Source organism: Alteromonas aquimaris (assembly GCF_026183695.1).
Lineage (GTDB): Bacteria > Pseudomonadota > Gammaproteobacteria > Enterobacterales > Alteromonadaceae > Alteromonas > Alteromonas aquimaris.
In genome coordinates, this window is sequence record NZ_JAPFRD010000010.1 from 70,456 (window position 1) to 94,108 (window position 23,653).

13 protein-coding genes are annotated in these 23,653 nt (G+C 44.1%); all 13 read right to left on the reverse strand.

Annotation, left to right across the window (positions count from 1 at the left end; genetic code table 11):
• Positions 1-202: 202 nt before the first annotated feature.
• Positions 203-1,909: a DUF3466 family protein gene (locus OPS25_RS08045; RefSeq protein ID WP_265617163.1), complete on the reverse strand. Its 1,707-nt coding sequence runs from the start codon at positions 1,907-1,909 to the stop codon at positions 203-205.
• Positions 1,910-1,921: 12 nt separating this feature from the next.
• Positions 1,922-3,862, reverse strand: a complete 1,941-nt coding sequence (gene uup / locus OPS25_RS08050; RefSeq protein WP_265617164.1) for an ATP-binding cassette ATPase Uup — start codon at positions 3,860-3,862, stop codon at positions 1,922-1,924.
• Positions 3,859-4,089 carry a glutaredoxin family protein gene (locus OPS25_RS08055; RefSeq protein WP_265617165.1) on the reverse strand — a complete coding sequence of 77 codons (231 nt, stop codon included), beginning with the start codon at positions 4,087-4,089 and terminating at the stop codon, positions 3,859-3,861. The genes uup and OPS25_RS08055 overlap by 4 nt, the downstream gene beginning before the upstream one ends.
• On the reverse strand, positions 4,083-6,179 hold the full coding sequence (gene rlmKL / locus OPS25_RS08060) for a bifunctional 23S rRNA (guanine(2069)-N(7))-methyltransferase RlmK/23S rRNA (guanine(2445)-N(2))-methyltransferase RlmL (RefSeq protein WP_265617166.1): 2,097 nt from the start codon (positions 6,177-6,179) through the stop codon (positions 4,083-4,085). The genes OPS25_RS08055 and rlmKL overlap by 7 nt, the downstream gene beginning before the upstream one ends.
• 11 nt (positions 6,180-6,190) lie before the next feature.
• Positions 6,191-7,198: a quinone-dependent dihydroorotate dehydrogenase gene (gene pyrD / locus OPS25_RS08065; RefSeq protein WP_265617167.1), complete on the reverse strand. Its 1,008-nt coding sequence runs from the start codon at positions 7,196-7,198 to the stop codon at positions 6,191-6,193.
• A 63-nt stretch (positions 7,199-7,261) separates the two neighbouring features.
• On the reverse strand, positions 7,262-12,100 hold the full coding sequence (locus OPS25_RS08070; RefSeq protein WP_265617168.1) for an NAD-glutamate dehydrogenase: 4,839 nt from the start codon (positions 12,098-12,100) through the stop codon (positions 7,262-7,264).
• A gap of 178 nt (positions 12,101-12,278) precedes the next feature.
• Entirely contained in the window at positions 12,279-14,600 is a 2,322-nt protein-coding gene (locus OPS25_RS08075) for an efflux RND transporter permease subunit (RefSeq protein ID WP_265617169.1), read from the reverse strand.
• 8 nt (positions 14,601-14,608) lie between these two features.
• Entirely contained in the window at positions 14,609-15,643 is a 1,035-nt protein-coding gene (locus tag OPS25_RS08080) for a WD40/YVTN/BNR-like repeat-containing protein (protein ID WP_265617170.1), read from the reverse strand.
• Between the two features lie 75 nt (positions 15,644-15,718).
• Positions 15,719-17,083: a DUF1329 domain-containing protein gene (locus OPS25_RS08085; protein WP_265617171.1), complete on the reverse strand. Its 1,365-nt coding sequence runs from the start codon at positions 17,081-17,083 to the stop codon at positions 15,719-15,721.
• Between the two features lie 11 nt (positions 17,084-17,094).
• Positions 17,095-19,155 (reverse strand): DUF1302 domain-containing protein, encoded by a 2,061-nt coding sequence (locus OPS25_RS08090; protein WP_265617172.1) that lies wholly within the window; start codon positions 19,153-19,155, stop codon positions 17,095-17,097.
• Positions 19,156-19,339: 184 nt separating this feature from the next.
• Complete coding sequence (locus OPS25_RS08095; RefSeq protein WP_265617173.1) at positions 19,340-19,582, reverse strand: DUF2835 family protein; 243 nt, start codon at positions 19,580-19,582, stop codon at positions 19,340-19,342.
• The gene (gene pepN, locus OPS25_RS08100) at positions 19,563-22,154 is read right to left on the reverse strand and encodes an aminopeptidase N (RefSeq protein WP_265617174.1); all 2,592 of its coding nucleotides are present in this window, start codon (positions 22,152-22,154) and stop codon (positions 19,563-19,565) included. The genes OPS25_RS08095 and pepN overlap by 20 nt, the downstream gene beginning before the upstream one ends.
• Before the next feature lie 18 nt (positions 22,155-22,172).
• Positions 22,173-23,645, reverse strand: coding sequence for a Na+/H+ antiporter NhaC (nhaC, locus tag OPS25_RS08105; RefSeq protein ID WP_265617175.1), 1,473 nt, complete (start codon positions 23,643-23,645; stop codon positions 22,173-22,175).
• Positions 23,646-23,653 lie beyond the last annotated feature (8 nt).

Consider the following 23,653-nt stretch of genomic DNA (forward strand, 5'->3'; position numbering starts at 1 on the left):
TGTTAGTGCCGATAAAATGCTTTGCACTCTACTGAGATAGCGTATCTAACAAAATGGTTCAACAAAGATTTTTCAATTGACTAATTGACAAACAGTAAGCCATTAATTGTATTTAGCTTTTTCATTACAATTTTTTTGTCATAAATACTTCAAATACACGATATTTTGGAATATAAAAAAACCGCCAAATGGCGGTTTTAATTTATTTCGCAATACAACGGCGTCGTATAAAGAAAAATGCGGATAAACCCAGCAACGCAAACAGCGTGTTGCTGGCAGCTGCTCTTTCGTATTTAACCTCTTCTTTCTCGTCACACCCTTCAATCTGACCATTCGCTATAGGACTCAACTTAACCGCGATGATCTTATCTACTTTGATGTTATTGCCATTTTCGTCTGTGACCGGATTGCCAGTAGCATAGGTATCGTTTGCTCTAAACCTCGCATTGGCAATAATCTCATTATCATCATTGATATCGACTGCTTCGATAAGCGTATAAGGCGAATCACATGAGGTGAGAAGGTTCAGATTAATAAATTCATCTGCGTTAATGTTATACATAAAGGCATTGGTTTCACGATTAGCTTCATTACTGGACTCAATATCCGCACGCCCAACAACGATATTTCTATTGTTTATCGACCGCGGAATGACACCCGCGTTAATAAAAAACCCATCTGGGTAACGTGTTTCGTTAGTATCGACATTGTGTATAAAGAAGCGATCTCTTGCGACTTCATTGGGTGCCCTGGCCACTGTGCCGGTGATCCAGCCCTTATCGTTAACCGCTACTGCCTGACTGGCTAAATCTTTTTCGTCAGTCAGAAAGAATATGGTTTCGCCATTTTCAAAGTAAGCTGCCTGAGTTTCTACTTCTGTGTTCCTGAATTGCGCCCCAGGCTTCAAAAAATTTACTGTTTCGCCCGTATGTGACCAACCCACTGCGAGGCCGTTGTTATTAATATCCAGGATGCGGTTTTCCCACGCGAATTTCTCAGTCGTCGGTTCGAAAGGTAACGGAAAAATTTCAGAAGACAGTACTTCACCACTGGCATTAAGTTGCCAGATGGTCGCCCGTTTGGAGGAGTTTTGCTGGTAACTCCGACTATTTATAAGGCTGTATAAACAGAATTCTTTGGCGACATCGCCACGCTCGCCATCATCCGTGCAGGTTGCGGCACTTTCTCTTATTGCCGGAGAAAATCGGGTCGTCCCATAGCCTCCAACCTGAAAATTTCGGTTTACCGCAAACGCCTCAGAAATTCCATTAACTAATGTATCTTTAGGTAACAGCGCCACGGTCTGAGAACCTACCTGCACAAAGGCACGGCGATAAATATCATTAATTGTGTATCTGATTAATTGGTCATTATTGTTGGTGTATTCCACATCTTGATAGGGCGATTGAGAATAACCAACAATGAAATCTCCATTAAGACTATCCCGTGCGATTGTGGTGACTGACTGGCTAAAATCGTCAAATTTCTCGACGAAATTGTCAAAGCCCTGAACGAATCGGGTGTCGACTAAATCGGTGGAATAACTCTTAAATTGTGCAATTCTTTGCTTGCGTAACAAAAATGTGTTTTGGCTTGTGAGGTTATTAAGGTAACTCACGATAAGCGTGTAATCTATATCACTGAAGATGCCATTCTTAATATCATCTTCGTTTTCAATAGAGGCTTCATTAATAGCAAAAAAGTTGGTCTGCTTTAATCGCTCCACATCAATAGGAGGATTATACTCATTGCTCGTGGTGACTAATAATGTATCACTATTATCGATTGACTGAGCAAAGGTGTTTTTGGCCTTATTGGTAACGGGTAGCGGTGTTATCGAATAGGTTGCAGCAATGGAACTTAAGCTGGTTAAAGTTAACAGAGCGGCTGCAATTGGTTTAATTTTCATGGAGTATCCTATTTACTGCTGATCGCCCAGCATACTTTCTAATTCATCCCAGCGAGCATATTTCGCAGCTAATTTTTCTTCTATCTCGGTTAGCTGCGTGAGCGCATTTGAGGTTTCATCATTTGCTCGCTTAAAAAATTCGGGGTGGTTTACAACTTCTTGTAATTCTGCCAGCTTTTCCTCTAATGATTCAATCTCTTGAGGTAAGCTTTCTAGTTCTCTTTGCGCTTTATATGATAGTTTTTTAGGCTTTTTGCTTACTGGCGCGGGTTTTGGACTATTTTCCTTCGTATTAGTTTCACTTTTGTCTGATTTGAGCGACTTCCTTTCGAAAATATCAAACACTGAAATTCCTTTCGTCTTATACCACTGTTCAATATCGCTGAATCCACCGACAAACTCCTGAATTTCGCCGTTGCCTGCGAAAAAGAGTGAACTATCAGCCACGTTGTCGACAAACTCTCTATCGTGACTCACCAGTAACACGGTGCCAGCATAATTTAGAAGCAAACTTTCTAACATTTCTAATGTTTCCACATCCAGATCGTTAGTCGGTTCGTCGAGCACCAAAACATTACTGGGTTTGAGCATGAGCTTCGCCAGCATTAAACGATTCTTCTCACCACCCGACAACGACTTTACCGGGGCATTGACGCGCTCAGGAGGAAACAGATAGTCCTGCAGGTAGCTGATAACGTGGCGGGGTTGTCCATTTACAATCAAATCGCGTTTGCCGTCGCCCACCGCATCTATGACAGATTTGTCGAGATCCAGTCCCTGCCTGTGTTGGTCGAAATATGCCACTTCAAGATTAGCACCCTGTTTGCATGTGCCGCTATCAGACTGAAGTTGGCCAAGTAATAATTTGATGAGAGTGGTCTTGCCACATCCGTTGGGACCAATCAAGGCTATTTTGTCGCCCCGTAACAAGGTCAGGTTGAGATCACGTACAAGTGGTTTTCCTTCGATGGCATAACTTAAATGCTGTGCTTCAAAAACCGTCTTTCCAGAGCGCACCGAGGCAGATTGCGATACTACCGCGTTACCCTGTACTTCACGACGTTGTCGGCGCTGTTCTCTAAGCTTTTTTAGTGCCCTTACCCTGCCCTCATTACGGGTTCTGCGTGCCTTTATGCCTTGGCGTATCCACACTTCTTCCTGGGCAAGTTTTTTATCAAATTCTGCATTTTGATTTGCTTCAACCTCTAAATCCTGTTGTTTCTTTTCAAGGTAAGTTGCGTAGTTACCCGGATAACTGGTTAAGGTTCCTCTGTCCAAATCGATGATGCGCGTGGCCATACGTCTGATAAATGAACGGTCATGGCTGATGAAAATAATGGCGCCATGATACGTGGCGAGCGATGTTTCTAACCACTCAATCATGGCGATGTCTAAATGGTTGGTGGGCTCGTCAAGTAATAGAATATCTGGGGCGCGCACTAATGTACGGGCTAGTGCTGCTTTACGACGCCATCCGCCGGATAGTTCAGCAAGTTTGGTGTCGGGAGACAGTTGCAATTGGGACAGAGTTTGTTCAATTTTTTGTTCGAACTGCCACGCGTTCTGAGTTTCTAATTGTTCTTGTAAATTTTGTAAGCGAATCAGGTTGGCTTCTGTTGGATTTTCCGCCACGGTTTGGGTTTGGTGAAAATACGCCTTTATAGTTTCTCCTAATTCGGCTAATCCTTCCGCTACATAATCGAAAATACTTACATTAGTGGTTTGCGGAGGATCCTGCTCTAACCTGGCAATGATGGTTTCATTGTCAATTATTCTCTGCCCGTCATCAGCATTGATCTCGCCAGCGATGACTTTTAATAACGTGGATTTGCCGCTGCCATTTCTCCCTACCAGACACACCCGTTCTTTGGGTTGCACCACCAGGTCGATGCCATTCAATAGAGGTGGACTGCCGAACATCAACGAAATATTTTTTAATTGAAGTAAACTCATTTTAAAAACTGCTCAAGAGTTGCGTTATCGAATGGCCAACCAAGTTCCGCATGGGTGTCTTCACGTTTTATCACGGGGATACGGGCACCGTATAAATGATATAACTCGGCATCGTTCCGTATATTTACCTTTTTAACGTCTATAGGCTGGTTAATCTGCGCAAGGAGTGCCATCGCATCCTCACACAAGTGGCATCCGGGGCCGGTATATAAAACAACACTTAACATGATAAGACCCAACACTTATGGATATTGCTGTGGCGCTCGAAATCAGTTGGAATAGTTTGCTTGGTTATGTCGGTGATGCGTAACCCTAAGGCTTCAATTTCTGCCGTGGCTAACTTAAATCCGCGACGATTATTTGAAAAGATAATCTCTCCGTTTTCTTTTAGACATTTTCTGGCGTGTGTTATGAGGTCAACATGGTCGCGTTGTACGTCCCAGGTAGTATGCATTCGCTTGGAGTTTGAGAAAGAAGGTGGGTCGATAAAAATCAAGTCATACTTGGCTTGATGGTCGGCTAGCCAGCTTACACAATCAGCTTGAATAAAGGCATAAGGCCCGCTTAATTTATTCTGCTTGAAATTCTCTTTCGCCCATTCCAGATAGGTATTCGACATGTCCACCGTGGTGACCGAGCGCGCCCCACCCAATGCTGCAAAAACCGACACCGAACCCGTATAAGAAAACAGGTTCAGCACATCTTTCTGGGCTGATTTTGCCTTTACGATCTGACGCGTCTCACGATGATCCAAGAACAAGCCGGTATCTAAATAATCGGTAAGATTCACCAGAAATTGCGCGCCCTTCTCATGCACAATACGCGTTTCGCCTTTTTGAGAAAGCTTATTGTATTGCTGCGTGCCTTTTTGTTTTTCACGTACTTTTAAATAGACATCTTTCGCTCCGACACCACACACAGCGGGAGCATGCAACAACACCTCCTGCAAACGACGTTTCGCCTTTTCTTCTGAGACGGTTTTCGGTGGCGCGTATTCCTGGATCACAAGGGCGTCGCCGTATCGATCAATCGCCACGTTATAATCAGGCAGATCGGCATCGTAAATACGGTAACAATCAGTATGCTGGTACTTAATCCATTTATTGAGCTTTTTAAGATTTTTTTGCAACCGATTGGCAAACTCGTGATTACTACCACTGACATTGAATTGCTGACAATTCTGTTCATCTAACAGGTAGTTTACTAAACGACACTCAAGTTTACCGTTATTGATGGCATAGTCTTTCTGGGCTTTTAATTTAAGCAACTTCAATAGATCTCGATTACTGCTAAGCAGCGACACATGCCAACCCTGCCATGCAGTTTTGAGGTGTTGCCCCCAATCTGTGAACAAAGAAATAAGCTCGGTTAGTTGACCGAGTCGTTCGCCGTATGGTGGGTTGCTCACTAAAAATCCATCCGCCTTTACGGGCGGACAATACGTTGTCGCGTTGGAGTGCGCAAATTCAATATCAGCAAACACGCCCGCGTTATCTGCATTTTTACGTGCAATAGCAATCAGGTTTTTATCAATATCCGCGGCAAAAATATTCTTTAGTCCATCTTTTTGTGCGCCGACGGCAGCGTTAATCAATTGCTCCCAAACGGTTTCGTCATGTTGTTTCCAGCGCTTAAACCCCCAATATTCTCTTTTCATTGCAGGCGCTATATTGCGTTGTATATAGGCGGCCTCAATCGCCAGAGTGCCCGAACCACACATCGGGTCGACCAGTGGCTGCGAGGTATCTTTAGTCCAGCCAGAGCGCATCAGCACGGCGCAGGCAACATGTTCTTTTAGTGGAGCATCACCCGTTTGTTGTCGATAAGCACGTTGGTGTAAACTGCTACCGCTTAAGTCGATACCAATGGTGATGAATTCTCGTCTGCAACGCGCAAAGATTGGCAGGTCAGGCTTATATTTTTGCACCGAAGGCCTCTCGCCCACATGCTCCACAAATTGATCAACAATCGCATCTTTGATTTTGACCGCACCGAATTGGGTGTTTTTTATCACCCGGTTGGTACCATGAAACGCAATACTTAACGTTTGATTCGGTTCAAGGTGTGCAGACCAATCAACTTCTTTGGCGGCGTCATACAGCCCTTCGGCATCATTAAATTTATTTTCCGTCAGTACCCACACCACTCTGTTGGCTAGTCGGGACCATAAACAGAGGCGATAGGCCTGCTCTAATGTACCTGAAAATGTAAGTTGTCCTGGTGAGGCTTTGATTTGCGCATCAGGAACCAGGTTTTTTACTTCTTCAGCTAACAGTTCGTCTAACCCTTTGCTGGTGGTGAGTAGTATTGAGTTCATAGTTCTCTTAATTATAGGGATTTAGCAATACGCTTAATCAAATCTGGTCCTTGATAAATAAATGCGGAATAGATTTGGATTAACGATGCGCCTGCATCTAAACGCTGTTTTGCAGTGTGTTCAGAGTGAATGCCACCCACACTGATAATGGGTAATGCTCTATCTAAATCGGCGGCAAGTTGTTTAGTGATTTGGTAACTTTTATCGTTTAGCACCGCACCGCTTAATCCTCCCGTCTCACTGGCATTTTTCAGTCCTTCAACAGGCTCACGTGCCAATGTGGTATTGGTGGCGATGACACCATCCATTTTCGACTCGACCAGTGCGCGGGCAAAATCTGATACTTCAGTTGCTGACAGGTCTGGCGCGATTTTAACGAAAATTGGGACATACTTGCTGTGGGTCTGACATAACGTTTCCTGAGCCTGTTTTAAGCCATTAAGCAGCGTTAAGAGTGCTTCGCCATGCTGCAGCTTACGTAACCCAGGCGTGTTGGGAGAAGAAATATTAACCGTGATATAGCTAGCATATGGGTACACTTTATTTAGGCAAATTAAATAATCGTTGAGTGCTTGTTCTTCCGGCGTATCTTTATTTTTGCCGATGTTTATGCCGATTACCCCTTTGTATTGAGACCGCTTCACCTGTTCAACAAGGTAATCCACCCCCTTGTTGTTAAAGCCCATACGATTAATGATGGCTTGTTTCTCCGGAATACGGAATAACCTGGGTTTAGGGTTACCAGCTTGAGGGCGTGGGGTAACGGTGCCCACCTCGATGAAACCGAAACCCATAGCCGCAAATGCATCAATACATTCGCCGTTTTTATCCAGTCCCGCCGCTAAACCTACCGGATTAGCGAATTTGATCCCTGCCACCGTAGTGGGTTTAGTAACAACTTTTTGCGAATAGAGTTTCTTTAATGGCGTGTGCTGGGTGCGATGCAACCACTTGATCGCAAGATCATGGCTGGTTTCCGGTTCACACTTGAGTAGTAAATTTTGAATAAGTGAATGCATATCAATTATAAAAAAGCCCTGAATACCAGGGCTTTTTTCAGTCAGGTAACAATTGCCACCATTCTAATGGTTAGACTTGACGCTTAAAAGCATCAATTCACGCAATGCGACAGAAAACTTAGCAAATTCGTGTGTATTGCTAGTTTTAAACTCAGACATCATGTGATACCAGCGTTTTAACAACGTCTGATTTTGTTCCATCCAGCTGTCTAAGATTTCGTCAGCGTCTTTAGCATCAGGTCGTGACTGCAATAAATTAGCCGTGATTGAACGTTGCTGCCAATCTAGCTCTTCACGATAAGACGCTCGGGCTAGTGCCTGCCAATGGTTGCTCACCGATTGATTAGTAATTTGCTCCAGGAACCAGTGTAACTCAAGACGGGATCCTAGCTGGAAGTACAGTTTAGCTATTACCGAAGTGTCATGTGAATCTGCTTCATCAATTTGTGCCAGATCTAAACTGGAGAACATATTAGAGAAACTGGCCACTTGATAAGCGATATCCTGCGGAACACCTTCTTTAGAATAACGCTGTGTCATTTTCTCCAAATACGCATATTCCGCTTCAACTAGGTATTCCTGCAAATGCCGGGTTAAATTATCGAAGGTGGTTCGATAACGATCAATCGATTCCTGAATACCTAGCGATTTATTGCCGTGGCGTAAATACCAACGTGACGCACGTCGCATAATTCGGCGACACGCTTCAAGCATTTCCAATTGAAGATCAGCCGGAATTTTATTGTCTAAATCTTCAATTTGTTCCCAGATAGACTCTATATTGAAAATACCTTTAATAATGGCATAAGCATTAGCAATTTCATCTACCGTGGCACCGGTTTCTTCCTGCATTCTGAACACAAAGTTCAACCCCATATCGTTTACGATATTATTGGTTAACTTAGTGGCGATAATTTCGCTACGTAACGGGTGTTCTTGCATTTGTTGACTGAATTTGTCACGCAACACTGCAGGAAACGCGGTGATAAGTAATTTGCTATGGTAGGGGTTGGCCGTAATTTCCGGAATATTTAATGCGTCTTTCAGTACCATCTTTCCGTAGGCTGATAACACGCTTAATTCCGGACGGGTAAAGCCCCTGTCGGACGCCACGCGGTCAGAAATTTCATCATCCGTTGGAATAAATTCCAACTCACGATTTAATAGCCCTTCCCTTTCAAGTCCGTGGATAAAACGCAACTGCTCTTTCAGCAGGGTCACGCCCGAGCGCTCGGTGATGGAAATAGATTGTGTTTGACGATAACAATCTTGCAATACCAATTCTGCAACATCATCGGTCATATCATAAAGCAACGCATTGCGCTGTTTGAGTGTTAAATCACCATTGGCGACCAGACTGTTTAACAAGATCTTGATATTTACTTCGTTATCCGAACAGTCTACACCCCCGACATTATCTATAAAGTCAGTATTAACACGACCGCCGTGCGCTGCATATTCGACGCGGCCAAGCTGGGTTAGACCCAGATTTCCACCCTCACCTACGATCTTGGCTTGGACATCTTTGCCATTAACCCGTAAGTCATCGTTGGCCCTATCCCCTACATCAGAATGGCTTTCTTTTGTACTCTTAATATAGGTACCGATCCCACCATTCCACAGCAGGTCAACAGGCATCTTTAGGATATTGTGGATCAATTCATTAGGCGTCATTGTTTGCTGACGTGTCCCTAACCACTTTTTCATTTCAGCGGTTAATTTAATCGATTTCGCCGAACGATTGAACACACCCCCACCCGTGGAAATAAGCTTGCTATCATAGTCTTCCCATGACAACGAAGGGTTTTCGAATAGACGCTGGCGTTCTTTGTAGCTGGCTTTTGCATCCGGATTGGGATCAAAGAAAATATGCAAATGGTTAAATGCCGCAATCAAACGGGTATGTTCTGACAGCAACATACCATTACCAAATACGTCACCGGCCATATCACCTACACCAATGGCGGTAAACTCCGTGGTCTGACAGTTAATGCCCATTTCACGGAAGTGACGTTTCACAGACTCCCAGCCACCACGGGCGGTAATACCCATTTTCTTATGGTCGTAACCTACACTGCCGCCTGATGCAAACGCATCGCCCAACCAGAAATTAAATTCGGCGGCAATGCTATTAGCAATATCTGAAAACGTTGCGGTGCCTTTATCCGCCGCAACCACCAGATACGGGTCGTCTTCATCAAGACGTACCACATCTTTAGGTGGCACGATTTCACCGTTAACAATGTTGTCAGTAATATCCAGCAGACTTCGGATAAAGGTGCGGTAACAGTTCTGACCTTCTGCCTGGACTGCGGCCCGACCTTCACTAAATGGCAATTGTTTACAAATGAAACCGCCTTTTGCTCCAACCGGTACGATGACCGTGTTTTTGACTTGTTGCGCTTTCACCAGACCCAATATTTCAGTACGGAAGTCTTCCTGACGATCTGACCAACGCAATCCACCGCGCGCCACCTTGCCACCGCGCAAATGAACACCTTCAACCCGCGGGCTATAAACGAAGATTTCGAATTTAGGTAATGGCAGCGGCATATCTGGAATAAGCTCAGGCATCATCTTAAATGATACATACGGCTTCTCAAGGCCGGCATCGTCAAGTTGATAGAAGTTTGTGCGTAAAGTCGCCTTCATCAAATCCAGGTAGCGTCGAATAATACGGTCATCGTCCAGATTGCTCACGTTATCTAACTGTGACTTGATTTCGATTAGGAGGGCTTCCTGCTTCTTCTGGTTGCGCTTCTTTTTAGGATTAAAACGCTGTTCAAAGAAATCAATTAGCAACTTGGCAATGTCAGGGTAATTCGACAGGGTATTTGCGATATAGTCGCGGCTGAATGAACTGCCTGTCTGGCGCATGTACTTTGCGTAGGCGCGTAAAATGGTGACCCGTCGTCCGGTCATGCCACCACCTAATATCAGGCGGTTAAATGCATCATCTTCTAAGGTGTTATGCCAAACTTTCGCGAAAGCATCCTGAAACAGTTCCTGTGCTTTCTCCATATCCATGTGCTGACCGCTTTTGTGCAACATGGTGAAGTCCATGACCCAGTTGCGCTCATTTTCGGAGCAGGTGATTTTGTACGGACTTTCATCGACTACGCGAAGACCAAAATTCTCCAGCATCGGTAGGACGTCGGAAAGATGAATTGGTTCGGCTTTATGGAACAGCTTGAGCTTAACGATCTGACTGTCAGATTGCTCTTCTTGAGGACGATAGAAAAGCATATCCAAGGTATGATTTTCATCTAACAGCTCAAGTTTTTGAATATCAATCAATGCAGCGCTGGGTAAGTTTTGCTCCATATAGCTACGGGAAAAGGCATTAAGATATTTCTTTTCCAGTGCTTTTCCATTTGCTTCACCATATGCGGCGGTGATCGAGGAGGCTAGCTTGTCATTCCACGACTTGGTTAGTTCAATTATATTTTTCTCAATTTCCTTCACATCATATTCCGCATTGTTATCATCGACCCGTGCTATGTAGTGTGTTCTTGCATACACAGATTCAGAGAAATAAGTAGTAAATTCGACTTCTTCTTTAGCACCTAAAGAAGCTTTTAGCAGGGCTTGCGTGTCTTTACGAAGTTGGGTGTTGTAACGCTCTCTGGGCACAAACACCAAACATGAAAAGAAACGACCAAATATATCTTTTCTGATGAAGAGCTTCGAAATCCCCCGTTCTTGCATCTGAAATATTCCCTTAACTATCTGTGCAAGTTCAGCCGAAGGCGTTTGCAATAATTCGTCGCGAGGATAGGTTTCAATTATATTGACAAAGGCTTTATAAGCATGAGTCCCAGGCTCAAAACCTGAGTGATCGCAAACGCGTTTTATTTTTTCTCGCAGGATTGGCAAGTCGATTGCGCTGGAATTATAAAACGACGCTGAATAAAGGCCTAAGAAGCGGTGTTCACCAACTACGTGACCTTCTTTATCATACGCTTTGACGCCAATGTAATCCATGTACGCTGGTCTGTGTACGCGGGCGCGCGAGTTGGTCTTGGTCAGGATGAGTGGGTTACTGCTCAATGCTGCACTTCGTGCAGTGGCAGGTAAATTCGAAACCAGGCGCTCTCGATCACTGATTGAGTTTTTCATTAAACCCAGGCTGGTATCATTTTGCGGTACCCAACGATGATCCCCTTCGATGGCCTTCACATCATAATAGCGGTATCCCATGAGAGTGAAGTTATGATCAGCTAACCAGTTCAGAAAGGTTTTGGTCTGCTTTTTCTCGTCACCAGAAACTGGCCAGTTCAACTTATCTGCTTGCTCGATAACTTCGTCAAGCTTCTTGCCCATGGCTTGCCAGTCGTTTACCGCCAGCCACACTTCTTCAACCACTGAATGCAGCTCTTTGGTTAACGTATCAATATCTTTCTTCGCGGTTTGACGGTCAATCTCGATAAAAAGTACGGTTTCTTTAGTAATGCCGTTGCCTGCTTTACCCGGCTCTACAAACTCGGTTATTTTATTTTCATTGTTACGTTTTAAACCGATAGGACTATGCAGGAATAAATGGGAATTGATACCCATCCGGTTTAACGCCATACGCACGGAGTCCACCAGAAACGGCATATCCTTAACGATAATCTCAACAATTGTGTGACTTGAGTGCCACCCTTGCTTTGCAATTTCGGGATTAAACACCCGAATAAAGGGCTTTTTACTATCAAATGTTTCTAATGCGTTCCATAAACTCAATGTGGCGCCATAAAGGTCGCTGTCATTGCGATATTCCAGGTCATCATTGGAAATGTTTTTATATAACAGACGACCAAACTGCTGAACTAGTGCTTTTTGCCGTGCGTCCACTTTTTTGTCGATAAGTGAATAAACATTGTCTAGCAGTACTGAATGCCGCTGAGAGGTGACTGTCATGAATAAACCTTTTGTTGTCGTAAGTGCAGAGTATCACTCGCTATTTTCGCTAAATATTGGCGCTAATGAAAGCCTTATTTAACGTCAATTTAACAGCATAGATAAGTATGCAACTTTACATTATAAAAAAGGGCCTTAACGGCCCTTTTTTGCTTAGCTATGCAAAAAATTTTAACGATTATAGCTCATTTCGCTTGTACCAAAGAAGTCTGGCCAGTGCGGGTAATACGATTATTGCGCCTAACATGTTCACTAGGAACATAAATGTCAGCAAAATACCCATATCCATTTGGAATTTAAGGGTAGAGAAAACCCAGGTACTCACGCCTATCGCCAACGTAATGCCCGTAAATAATACGGCACTTCCCCGCTCTTTCAAGGCGGCAAGATACGCAGCTTGGACCGTATCGCCATGTTTTAACCGGTGACTCATCGTTGAGAGTATATAAATCCCATAATCCACACCGATACCTACCCCCAAAGCAATGACAGGCAGGGTGGAAACGGTAAGGCCAATTTCCAGGTAAGTCATTAGTGCCTGTGCAAGCACCGAAACAACGTACAGTGGGATCACGACCGATAGCGTTGCACGAAGCGAGCGGAAACTAAGCAAGCAAAGTAATATTACCGCACCGAACACATAGGCCATCATAGGCATTTGCGCACTCTTAACCGCTTCATTGGTAGCGGCCATTACACCGACCGGACCAGATGCTAGGCTAAACTTCATATCATCGGTCTCATAATCTTGACGATATTCTTTAACAGCATCCACTACTCGGGATATCGTTTCTGCCTTATGGTCTTCCATAAAGAGAATAACCGGCATGACTGAGCAATTACCATTGAGTAAGCCCGAAGAGGTTGGAATGCGCGCTATTGCCTGCACCAGTGTCTGCTGGTTTCTTGGTAATACCTGCCACTTTACATTACCTTCGTTGTAACCGGCGTTAACCACTTTAGCAACAGAAGCCAGCGATACGGTTGATTGAACGCCTTTAACGTTTTCCATTTTCCACTGAAAGTCATCTATAGCTTTCATTACGGTGTAAGAAGTACACGCTTCCGGTGAGGTTTCCACCAGTACTGAGATGTAATCGACTGTCACTTCGTATTTATCGGTAATCAGAAATGTATCTTGGTTATACCGAGAAGACTCATGCAAAGCAGGCGCGCCTGCATGTAAATCTCCTATTTTCATATTCTGTGATTGATAAAAACCAAACGCGAATAAAAGTGTAGTTATGACCAGAATAACTGGCGCAGCCTTTTTCTGAGAACAGCAGGCCACCATATTCCAAAACTTATTACTTCTCTCTTCTTTCCCTGCAAACTTATCAACATAATGGGAATCAAATTTTAAGAAACTCATTAACACGGGAAGTAAAATCAAGTTAGTTAGGATGATAACCGCTACACCCATGCTCGCGGTGATGGCAAGTTCACGAATGATACCGATATCTATAACCAGTAAGGTCATAAAGCCCACGGTGTCTGATAATAAAGCAATACCACCAGGAACTAATAATGTGCGAAATGCACTCATCGCCGCATGTTTGGCGCCAGAACCATTCACGGCTCTTTTCTCAACGGCATTGATCATTTGAACGCCGTGACTGACCCCTATCGCAAATACCAGGAAGGGAACAAGTATTGACATGGGATCCATGCCAAATCCCATAAATGAGAGCAAGCCAAGTTGCCAAACCACTGCAATGACTGAACACAATAACGGTAGGATGGTAAGCATGATATTGCGTGAAAAGAAATACACCATCACGGCAGTTATTGCTAATGCAATAGCAAAAAACAGCAGTACATCTTTGGCACCGTCAGCGACATCCCCTATCATTTTGGAGAAGCCGATGATATGGACCGATATACTATCGGAACTGAATTGGTTACGTATTTTTTCTTCTAGTTCATTGGCAAACTTTAATGTATCAAGCTGTTCACCTGTTTGCGGATCAAGTTCCAGTAACTGTGCCGTGACCATTGCACAGCTGTAATCACTTGATACCTGGCGACCAACTATATTTGCTTTTTCAACATTTGCTGCGACCAGCTGCAGCGCAGCTGGAGAAGAGGAGTTGAAATCCGCTGGGATTACCGGGCCCCCTGCAAATCCACCTTCCACAATTTCTGTAAAACGCGTGGATGGCGAAAACAAAGAGACCACTAGCGCACGATTAACCCCATTGATAAAAAAGAGTTGGTCATGCACGTTCTTAAGTGTGTCAAAAAAGTTTTGATTGTAGATATTCCCTTGCTTATCGCACACAGAAACCAACACACTATTAGCACCGCCAAAATCTTTGCGATACTTCATGTAAGTCTGCATATATTCGTGATTTAGCGGAATATTTTTTTCAAACCCCGCATCAAGGCGCATCTGTGATGACTGGTATCCCAAAAACAGTGTAGCCAGGACAAAAAGGAACACGACAATTTTGCGACTCCCAAAAACGATGCGTTCTGCTAAATGAGTAATACGTGACATGTCGCTCGTTAATCCAAATTAAGTTTTTTGATGCCGTTAGCGCTAACACCAATTATTTTATTGTTAAATTTTACAGCATTTAATACCGCCGCTTTATCATCCAGTTGTTGAACCGACACTTCTTTAGGTCTGTTGCATTGAGTGATAGGCGTATAAGGTGAATCTGTACTATCGGGTAACGGACGGCTAAGCGTCACTACGATCCCATTATTACCCAGGGCAGTAAGTCGTTCATCCGAAAGAGGTATGAGCGAATTTAACGTACTGGTTGAACAGGTGCTGACGTATCGCCATACTCCCTGCTCTTTCATTTTAAAAACATTGCCTCTTAATCCAACCGCCACGACTGTATCGCCAGATAAAGGACGAATATCGAAAAACGAGCCGGTGTAATCGACTTCATAGCGATTCCAACTTTTTCCGTGATCCGTGCTATAGGCCAGGAGGCCAGCTTCACCTGCCATATAAAGAATGTCATCGTCTAATGTCACCCTATTAATGTGCGGTAAAATTGAGTTTAATTCCTGTTGATAAAAATCTTCGTCTTCTTCTCTCACTTGTTCCAGGTATGCCTGGTCATCAGCGCTAAGTAGCGTCGGATGACGCTCTGCATTCCAGGCCTTACCCCCGTCGGTTGTGCGATAAAATAATCCGTACGCACCTACTGCAATACCATGTTGGTCATCAAAAAATAAAACGTCTAAAAATGGACGCTCTATATCTGGATTAAATAACTGCTGTTGCCAGCTCGTGCCTTTGTCCGAAGAATGCAAGATAATAGCGTCGTGCCCTACAGCCCATACATTATCACCCACTATGTCGACAGCGGTTAATGTAGAATGGGTGGGCACGCTCTGTTGCGTGAATGTCTCACCATCATCTGAAGTTAATATATGACCGCGTTCGCCAACAATTACCATGTATTCTGAAGCGGCAACATCAAGTAAAACCGATTGCTTTACCAGTGGTGCCATAAATGCTTGCTCTGCTGAAGCAGTTGAAACCATGCAAGCTGCGGCCATTGCCCAAAAGGCTTTTTTCATAAGTAACAAGTAACCTTTTCCTATTTCAGTAGCGTTAAACAAAAACGGTTGGCAAAGCCAACCGTTCAAATTCGATTAGCGCATCCCTTCTCGCCGTAATGCTTGAGGCGTAAATTCAACCTCACGAGGACGAATTGAGAAATCGTACATTTTCTCTTCGTTATCTAGACCAATAGCCAAATAGCGACGAGAGTTCAAATCGTGATACACGTCAAGCGTTGACCAATGGGTTGGTACTTCATAATAGTTGATCCCATACGCAAACGCGACTCGATAAAGCTCTCCACGGTTATCGTACATATCAGCTACCTGAATTTGCCAGCTGTCTTCATCAATAAAGAAAACGCGTTTTTGATAAACGTGGCGGAAGCCATCCTTCAATGTCGCTTCAACTACCCATACGCGATGCTTTTCCCAACGGGTCAAATCAGGATTGATATGGTTGGGTTTAAGAATATCTTCGTACGATACGTCTTTGCTATGTAGCTGGTAATTGTTATAAGCAACATACAACTCTTGTTTACCTTTCAATTCCCAGTTGTAGCGATTCGGTGAACCGTTAAACATATCAAAGTCATCGGTAGTACGCAGACCATCGGCCGCCGTTCCTGGTGTGTCATAAGCAATATTAGGTGCTAAACGAACACGTCGCTGACCTGTATTGTATGTCCACGCCTTACGCGGCTCTTTGACCTGGTCCACTGTTTCATGTACTAACAAAGCTGTCCCGGCAAGACGTGCAGGTTCCGTTACTTTTTGTTTGAACATAAACAGGATATTGTCTTCAAGGAGCTGCTCAGGTGTCGCATCTGGTTCGCTGTATTTTAACAATAGTTGTTCGTCGAAGCCGATTACGTTGTAACTACCAGAAGAAGTTACAGCGGCTTGTCCGCCCGCCCGTTCTACCGCTTCACCACGATAGCGCAGGATATGGTTCCAAATTACTTCCAAACCGTTTTGCGGAATGGGGAACGGAATTCCGATAGCAGCGCCCTTGATTCCATTACCGCCGTCCAGAAGCTCTGCTCTGGTGGCGTTAGCTAATGTTGCATCATAAACCGCTTGCGGATTAGATGCTGTACGACGGGTTTCATACACAGGCATTTTGAAGGTATCTGGATAGGTTTCGAACAATTTGATCTGACCTGCACTCAAATTCTCCGCATACTCTTTGTAGTTAGCCGCTGTAATTTCAAATTTCACTTTGTCATCAGCAAACGGATCAGGGTGGTGATCGCCAACACTATACCCAGCAGGTGCTTTAGTGATACCACCATTCCACGCAGGAATACTTCCATCCGCGTTAGCAGCCTTCTCAGCGCCAAGAGGGGTAAGCGTATCACCTAGTTTTTTGGCCTCACTATCAGACACTTTAGCTAGCGCGCTGCTACCTATAGCAAACGACAATGCCGCTGCAATTAAACCAACTTTTTTAATCATCTTAGATACCTCTAGATTGAATACTTGATGTTAAACGAGACAAAGTCTCTGTCTGACAACGCATTAGTAGTACCAATACCACCCCAGAATGAACTGTAGGAAGCGGTCGCTGACCATTTGCTTAAATAATCAAACGTTAATGCAACACTTGCAGATTTAACATCTTCAGTAAACAGGAATAACGGATCTGGTGTCGTACCATCCACATCATGAGAAAACGTAGCCCGCGCTCTTAAATTGACCCCGGAGAATACGTTGTTGTAGTCTGCTACTGCTAATAAACGATACCCCCACGCGTCATCTGTCGCGAACGGATTTTCTTCTGGTCCGTCAGACAGGCCCATATGCAAACCCGTGCGTGGATTGCCACTTGGGGTAGGCTCAAGTGATGGTGTACGCGCGGTGCCTGGCGCATTTAAACGAATAACATTCGGATCAGGGAAATCCATAACATTTACCCAACCCACTTCTCCTAACAGGATAAAGTTATCAGAGCCCAGCGTAGGACCGAAGACATGGGACAAGGTCATTTGTGCCTGAAGTGTGTCTGAGAACAAGAAACCTTCAGCTGTTTCACCAGGGCCAACATTACGATCAATGTTGTTAAGCTGTGATATACCTTCCAGGTCTGGACGTAATCCAGCATTGGCAAGCTGTTCAGGCATTCCGGTATAAAGTAGCTCAACGTCATCTATCTGAAGCGGCTCATCCTTGCGATATGCAATTTCACCGGCCAGGGCCGTGGTACCAACATTGGTGTTAAAACTGAAACCATACAGCTTAATATCTTCCGGATAGAAAAACTGTGCTTCAGTGAAGGCTTCAAGGTCGGTAACATTAAACTTATCTACGCCTTGCGCTAAGCGACCTAAATCGCGCTGTATTGCTTCAGGAGTAAAGTTTGAGGTTATTCCTGAAATTAGCGGTCGCTGACTATGATAGTTAATGTGATAGAAACTTAACTCTGATTCATTTAACGATTCTGCAAACCAGGTTAGACGTAAACCATACTGACCTTGGTCATCTGCATCATTATGTGCATCATCTGAATAAGCGCGTAAAGCCACTTTAGTGGGATAAGCCAGATACGCTTGTGAAATTTGCGTAGCGTCAGCACCAGCATTAAGGGCGGCACCTAACTGGTTCAGGGAGGTAAGTAAGTGATCTAAATCGATATCAGGATTACCGGTAAAACCTAGCTGTATGTTGTTTTCCTGACCCCCTTCACCGGCAAAGTCATTGGTAGCAAAGTAACTTCCTGCAACCGGCAACCAACTGCGCTCCCATTCGTACTGGTAGTAACCTGAAACACTTACCGTGTCACTCAAGCCAATTGAGGCGAAAACCATCCCTACCGGAATAAAGACTTCTTTTAGTTCGGCACCAGGTGCACGCGCACGCGTTACGTCAATCGGGTTGGTCGTGTTAATGCCGTGTTGGATAAAAGTACTCTCCCCCCAGCTGATAACCTGTTGACCTACACGAACAGTAAGCGGCTTATTACCAAGCCACCAGTCGCCGTAGAAAAATGCATCCAGCAAACGGGCATCCTGACAAAGCAGTTCTTCAGCATCAGGGTCCGCACACAAATCTACTTGCTGACCAGTGATGGGATTTGACCAAGGGCGGTCTCCGTCTTGTTGTTCAAAATCGTAGAACCAAAAGCCACTGGCGAAGAAGCCATAGTCGCCGAAGTTGATATCTAATTCGTGAAGACCGGAGATTTGAGTTGAATATGGGTCACCTGGATCATGCGCCAAATTACCTAAATCACCATTTGTCGAATAAGCGCCATTGGAGTTGGCCCATACATCGGCACTGGGATAAATAACATTGGTAGCAGCGTTATAGCCGGTCCAATCAAACTGTGGATGATTACTGTTTCCAATAAGACTATAGTCCCTGTCTTCGGTACGAATACTGGTTGCAAGAGTGAAACTAGAGTCGAGTGATACACTAACATCACCAAATTGCCAGCTTGCTGCCTGTGTTGACATCGAAGCTGCGCCTAAAAGGGCGATAACTCCTGCTGCAATAGGTGACTTTTTAAATGCGCTAGGCCTGTTTGTCATATTTTTTATTCTCCTAAATCTTCGCTGCAACGCGAAGACATAAAGACCAACCATATTGATTAACAAAATGATTACATCATTTCGTTTGAATCGCAAGAACTAATCGTACCAGTTCCACAATAGATAACATGAAAGGTATCAATCAGTTATTTTTTATCTTTATTTTGAACATCCATTGCAGACACTATCCTATCTTCTCAAATGAAACAATTTTGTTGTTATTATTAATAATCATCCTGAATCTTCCCTGAATCCCCTGCTTAGTAACAAAGGTGCGTAACCTTGAACTGGGGATCTGCACTCTGTGCCCTGTATCGGCGGTGACGATTACCGAGTTATTGCCAGGACGGTAAAACGCCTCACACCGTTTGTATGATAATGAAATTGAGAATAAATATACGCGTTCGCTACTTAGCTGTTGATTCATAGGCGAGACTTTTACTCACTTTTTCAAACACATCGCTACTTAAACCATCATGCTCAAGCAACCGCGCAAGCTGCCTTCTCATCTGTTCCTGATGGTGTTGATCGAATCGTTGCCATTGGGTTAGCGGGGTCACTAATCGCGCCGCAACCTGAGGATTACAGTCATCAAGTTTTAACAGGTAATCCGTCAGATACTGATAACCACTCCCATCCAGTGCATGAAATCCACTTGTGTTATAAAACGCAAAACTGCCAATCAGGGCTCTGACTCTATTGGGATTATCAATGCTAAATTGAGGATGCGATTGTAAGAGGGTCAAGTGAGAAAGTATGTCCGCCCTTTCGGTAGTCGCATGTAATGAGAACCATTTATCCAGCACGAGCGGATCATTTTTCCATTGTTCACCATACGTTTCCATTAAGGTTTTAAACAACTCTCTGTGACCATGTTGGGCGGCTTTCAATGCTCCAAGAGAATCTGTCATATTGTCAGACTGATTAAAATGCTCCTTAACTAAGTCTTCATGTTGGGTTAGTCTCGCCAAGTGGCCAAGCACAACATTTTTACAACGTCGAGCTATCACATCCTGCTGATTATATTGATAGCTATCCAACTGAATGGAGTGGTAAACATCCTTAAGTTCATTTTCAAGTTTAGTAATAAACTCTCGCGCGAATTGCTCTCTTGCAGCATGCAAAGTTTCGACATGGATATTGGTACGTGTCTGACATAGGGTTTCGAAGCTCGGTATCACCAGACATTCGCTGAGTAATTCGTAATTATTTTTTTCACTTTCCAGCGCGTCCCGCAATCCTTCCCATATCTTATCCTCCACCGATTGATTGATTTCATATTGCGTTATGCACCAGTCATATAACTGTTGCAAAGCATCCCAGCGGTTAAAATCATCCTGCGCATACAAAAATGTGGCCAGTAATGCTTCGCTACTTAACCCCTGCTTGATTCGAACAGGTGCAGAAAAGCCAGCGAGCATAACAGGAATAAGTTCTTGGCCGCCATTATCAAACGTTAGTGTAGTTTCAGGCTGGTCTAGAATTAAAACACCCTCCAACACTTTTTGTTCACAATCTTGGTAGTGCCGGCCATTTAAATCGATACAGGAAAAGCCTAATGGGATAAATAATTCGCTTTTGTCCTGTTGATCGGCTGTCGGTGGCGTGTATTGGGAAATAGTGACCCATGTTTTATCTGCCGACACTTTTTGACTAACGGTTATTTCGGGCGTGCCTGACTGGCTATACCAGCGAGAAAAATGCGCTAAATCCAAATCGGTTGCAGTTTGCATGGCACTGAGAAAATCGTCACAGGTTACCGCTTGACCGTCATAACGATTAAAGTATTCGTCCATGCCCGCACGAAACCTTTCTTTGCCAAGTAACGTGTGCAGCATACGAATGACCTCTGCGCCCTTGTCATAGACGGTGACCGTGTAGAAGTTATTCATTTCGATCACTTCATCAGGGCGAATAGGATGGCTCATTGCACTGGCATCCTCTGCAAACTGATGCTCTCTTATGACTCGTACATGCTTGATGCGATTACTTAGCGGGGAAGTCATATCAGCGCTGAATTGTTGATCCCGAAAAACGGTAAGCCCCTCTTTAAGACTCAATTGAAACCAGTCTCTACACGTTACCCGATTACCTGTCCAATTGTGAAAGTACTCATGGGCAATAACGGACTCAACGTTAAAAAAATCTTCATCTGTGGCGGTTTCCGGATTGGCTAACACGAATTTACTGTTGAAAATATTCAACCCTTTGTTTTCCATTGCCCCCATATTAAAAAAGTCTACGGCGACCACCATGTAAATATCCAGGTCATACTCAAGACCGTACTCCTGCTCATCCCACGCCATGGCCCTTTTAAGCGAATCCAAGGCGAATTGACCACGATCACGTTTGCCTTTATCAACATAAAGTTCTAATGCTACTCGCTTTCCGTTAAGCGTAATATACTCATCCTTTAATACATCAAACTCTCCTGCCACTATGGCAAACAGGTATGAAGGTTTAGGATGCGGGTCGACCCATTTAACCCAATGGGTACCATCAGCGTTAATGCCTTCATCAACCGGATTACCGTTAGAAAGCAAGGTGGGTAGAGTCTTACGTTCCCCATGTAAAGTAACCTGGTAAGTGGCTAAAACATCCGGGCGGTCAATAAAGTAGGTTATCCGCCGGAACCCTTCTGCTTCACATTGGGTGCAATAAACCCCATTTGAAAGGTATAAGCCTTCCAATGCTTTATTGTCGGCGGGAGAAATGGTGCATACAGTGGTAAGGGTAAATTCGTTGCTGACTGATGGGATCACAAGAGCGCTATCAGTGACCTCATAGTTAGTGATAGTTTGCCCATCAATTGACAGCTCCAGCAAATTGAGTTGTTCTCCATCCAGAACCAACTCTTGATCATGATTGCCATTGCGTTGTATCTTCAACACGCTATGCACCCGCGTACTTTGCGGATGCAGATGGATGGTTAATTCAACACTAGAAATTAAAAAGGCAGGCGGTTGATAATCCGCCCTACGTTTGACCTGCATACTCACGTAACCTCCTATAGATCGTTACGACTGTTGCTCCTTTGTACTGGCGTGGTAAGGAGGCGTTAATCTTAAAATTTTCACCCCAAGAAATGCATAGATGATTGCCAGAATTGGATTAATAACATTAAAGAAAGCGTAAAAGATGTATTCGAACGGATGAACAGCCAACACGCCATGCATATAAGCGCCACACGTGTTCCACGGAATGAGAGGTGACGTTAACGTACCACCATCTTCCAGGCTGCGAGACAAGTTTAATTGGTGAAGACCTCGTTTTTCAAACTCTTCTTTATACATTCTACCGGGCATAACAATCGCCATGTATTGATCGGCCGTGATCAGATTTGTTCCAATACACGTCAAGATAGTGCGGCTAATCATATCACCAGCCGAAGTGGCCCCGGCCAAAATAGCATTTACCGCGCGTTTTAATAATCCAGCTCTTTCCAATACTGCGCCAAAAGACAAAGCACAAATAATTAACCAGATAGTATTGAGCATAGAAGACATCCCCCCTCTGCTCAACAGGCTATTCAGATTTTCGTCCGGGGTAGAGAAACTTACGCCATCAAAAAAAGCAGCCCATACAATTTTGATAGTGCCTACAACATGACTATCGCCCTGCTGAATCATGCCTGCAATCACATCACTTTGAAATAAGATTGCCCAGATACCACCTAATATTGCCCCGATAGATACAGCAGGAAACGCAGGCATTTTTTTAATGGCTAAAGCCAATAATACAACCAGCGGAATTAATAAATACCATCCCAACGAAAAGGAATCATCGAGCAAAGTTTGCATATATTCTATTTTCTCTATTGAGGCCTTACCACTTTCAGAAAAGCCAAGTACTACAAATAGAATCAACGCCAAAATAAAACTGGGGATGGTTGTCCATAACATATAGCGGATATGTTCAAAAAGATCGGTACCTGCAACGGCCGGGGCTAAATTTGTGGTTTCTGAAAGGGGTGAGATTTTATCACCAAAATATGCCCCTGAAATAACCGCACCTGCTGTGATAGCAGCAGACATTTCCATCCCCGCCGCTACCCCCATCAATGCAACCCCCACTGTTGCAGCGGTGGTCCAGGAGCTACCAATACTCATTGCGACCACTGCACAGATCAAGCAGGAAGCGGCATAGAAAAAGGCTGGGTTGAGTAGCTCTAAACCATAGTAAATTAGTGTGGGTACCGTTCCCGCAAGCATCCAGGTACCGATTAGAGAACCTACTGCTAACAGAATTAAACAGGCGCCTAATGCCATGGAGATACCCTTGACAATGCCTTTTTCAATTTCCTTCCAGCTAAGCCCGTTTTTCATCCCGATAATCGCGGCAATTCCGGTGCCGAGTAATAGCGCAATCTGATTAGGCCCATATGAAGAGGCATCGCCAAACAAATAAACCGCAGCACCCATCATCAGGACAAGTAAAACTATTGGGAATAGCGCATCAAATAAAGTCGGCGTTTTTAGTTCTTTTTTCATTTTTAGTA

What these genes read in the sequence shown, in the direction of transcription:
- OPS25_RS08045 (WP_265617163.1), bottom strand. Translation starts at nt 1,909, where the DNA reads ATGAAAATTAAACCAATTGCAGCCGCTCTGTTAACTTTAACCAGCTTA.
- uup (WP_265617164.1), bottom strand. Translation starts at nt 3,862, where the DNA reads ATGAGTTTACTTCAATTAAAAAATATTTCGTTGATGTTCGGCAGTCCA.
- OPS25_RS08055 (WP_265617165.1), bottom strand. Translation starts at nt 4,089, where the DNA reads ATGTTAAGTGTTGTTTTATATACCGGCCCCGGATGCCACTTGTGTGAG.
- rlmKL (WP_265617166.1), bottom strand. Translation starts at nt 6,179, where the DNA reads ATGAACTCAATACTACTCACCACCAGCAAAGGGTTAGACGAACTGTTA.
- pyrD (WP_265617167.1), bottom strand. Translation starts at nt 7,198, where the DNA reads ATGCATTCACTTATTCAAAATTTACTACTCAAGTGTGAACCGGAAACC.
- OPS25_RS08070 (WP_265617168.1), bottom strand. Translation starts at nt 12,100, where the DNA reads ATGACAGTCACCTCTCAGCGGCATTCAGTACTGCTAGACAATGTTTAT.
- OPS25_RS08075 (WP_265617169.1), bottom strand. Translation starts at nt 14,600, where the DNA reads ATGTCACGTATTACTCATTTAGCAGAACGCATCGTTTTTGGGAGTCGC.
- OPS25_RS08080 (WP_265617170.1), bottom strand. Translation starts at nt 15,643, where the DNA reads ATGAAAAAAGCCTTTTGGGCAATGGCCGCAGCTTGCATGGTTTCAACT.
- OPS25_RS08085 (WP_265617171.1), bottom strand. Translation starts at nt 17,083, where the DNA reads ATGATTAAAAAAGTTGGTTTAATTGCAGCGGCATTGTCGTTTGCTATA.
- OPS25_RS08090 (WP_265617172.1), bottom strand. Translation starts at nt 19,155, where the DNA reads ATGACAAACAGGCCTAGCGCATTTAAAAAGTCACCTATTGCAGCAGGA.
- OPS25_RS08095 (WP_265617173.1), bottom strand. Translation starts at nt 19,582, where the DNA reads ATGAATCAACAGCTAAGTAGCGAACGCGTATATTTATTCTCAATTTCA.
- nhaC (WP_265617175.1), bottom strand. Translation starts at nt 23,645, where the DNA reads ATGAAAAAAGAACTAAAAACGCCGACTTTATTTGATGCGCTATTCCCA.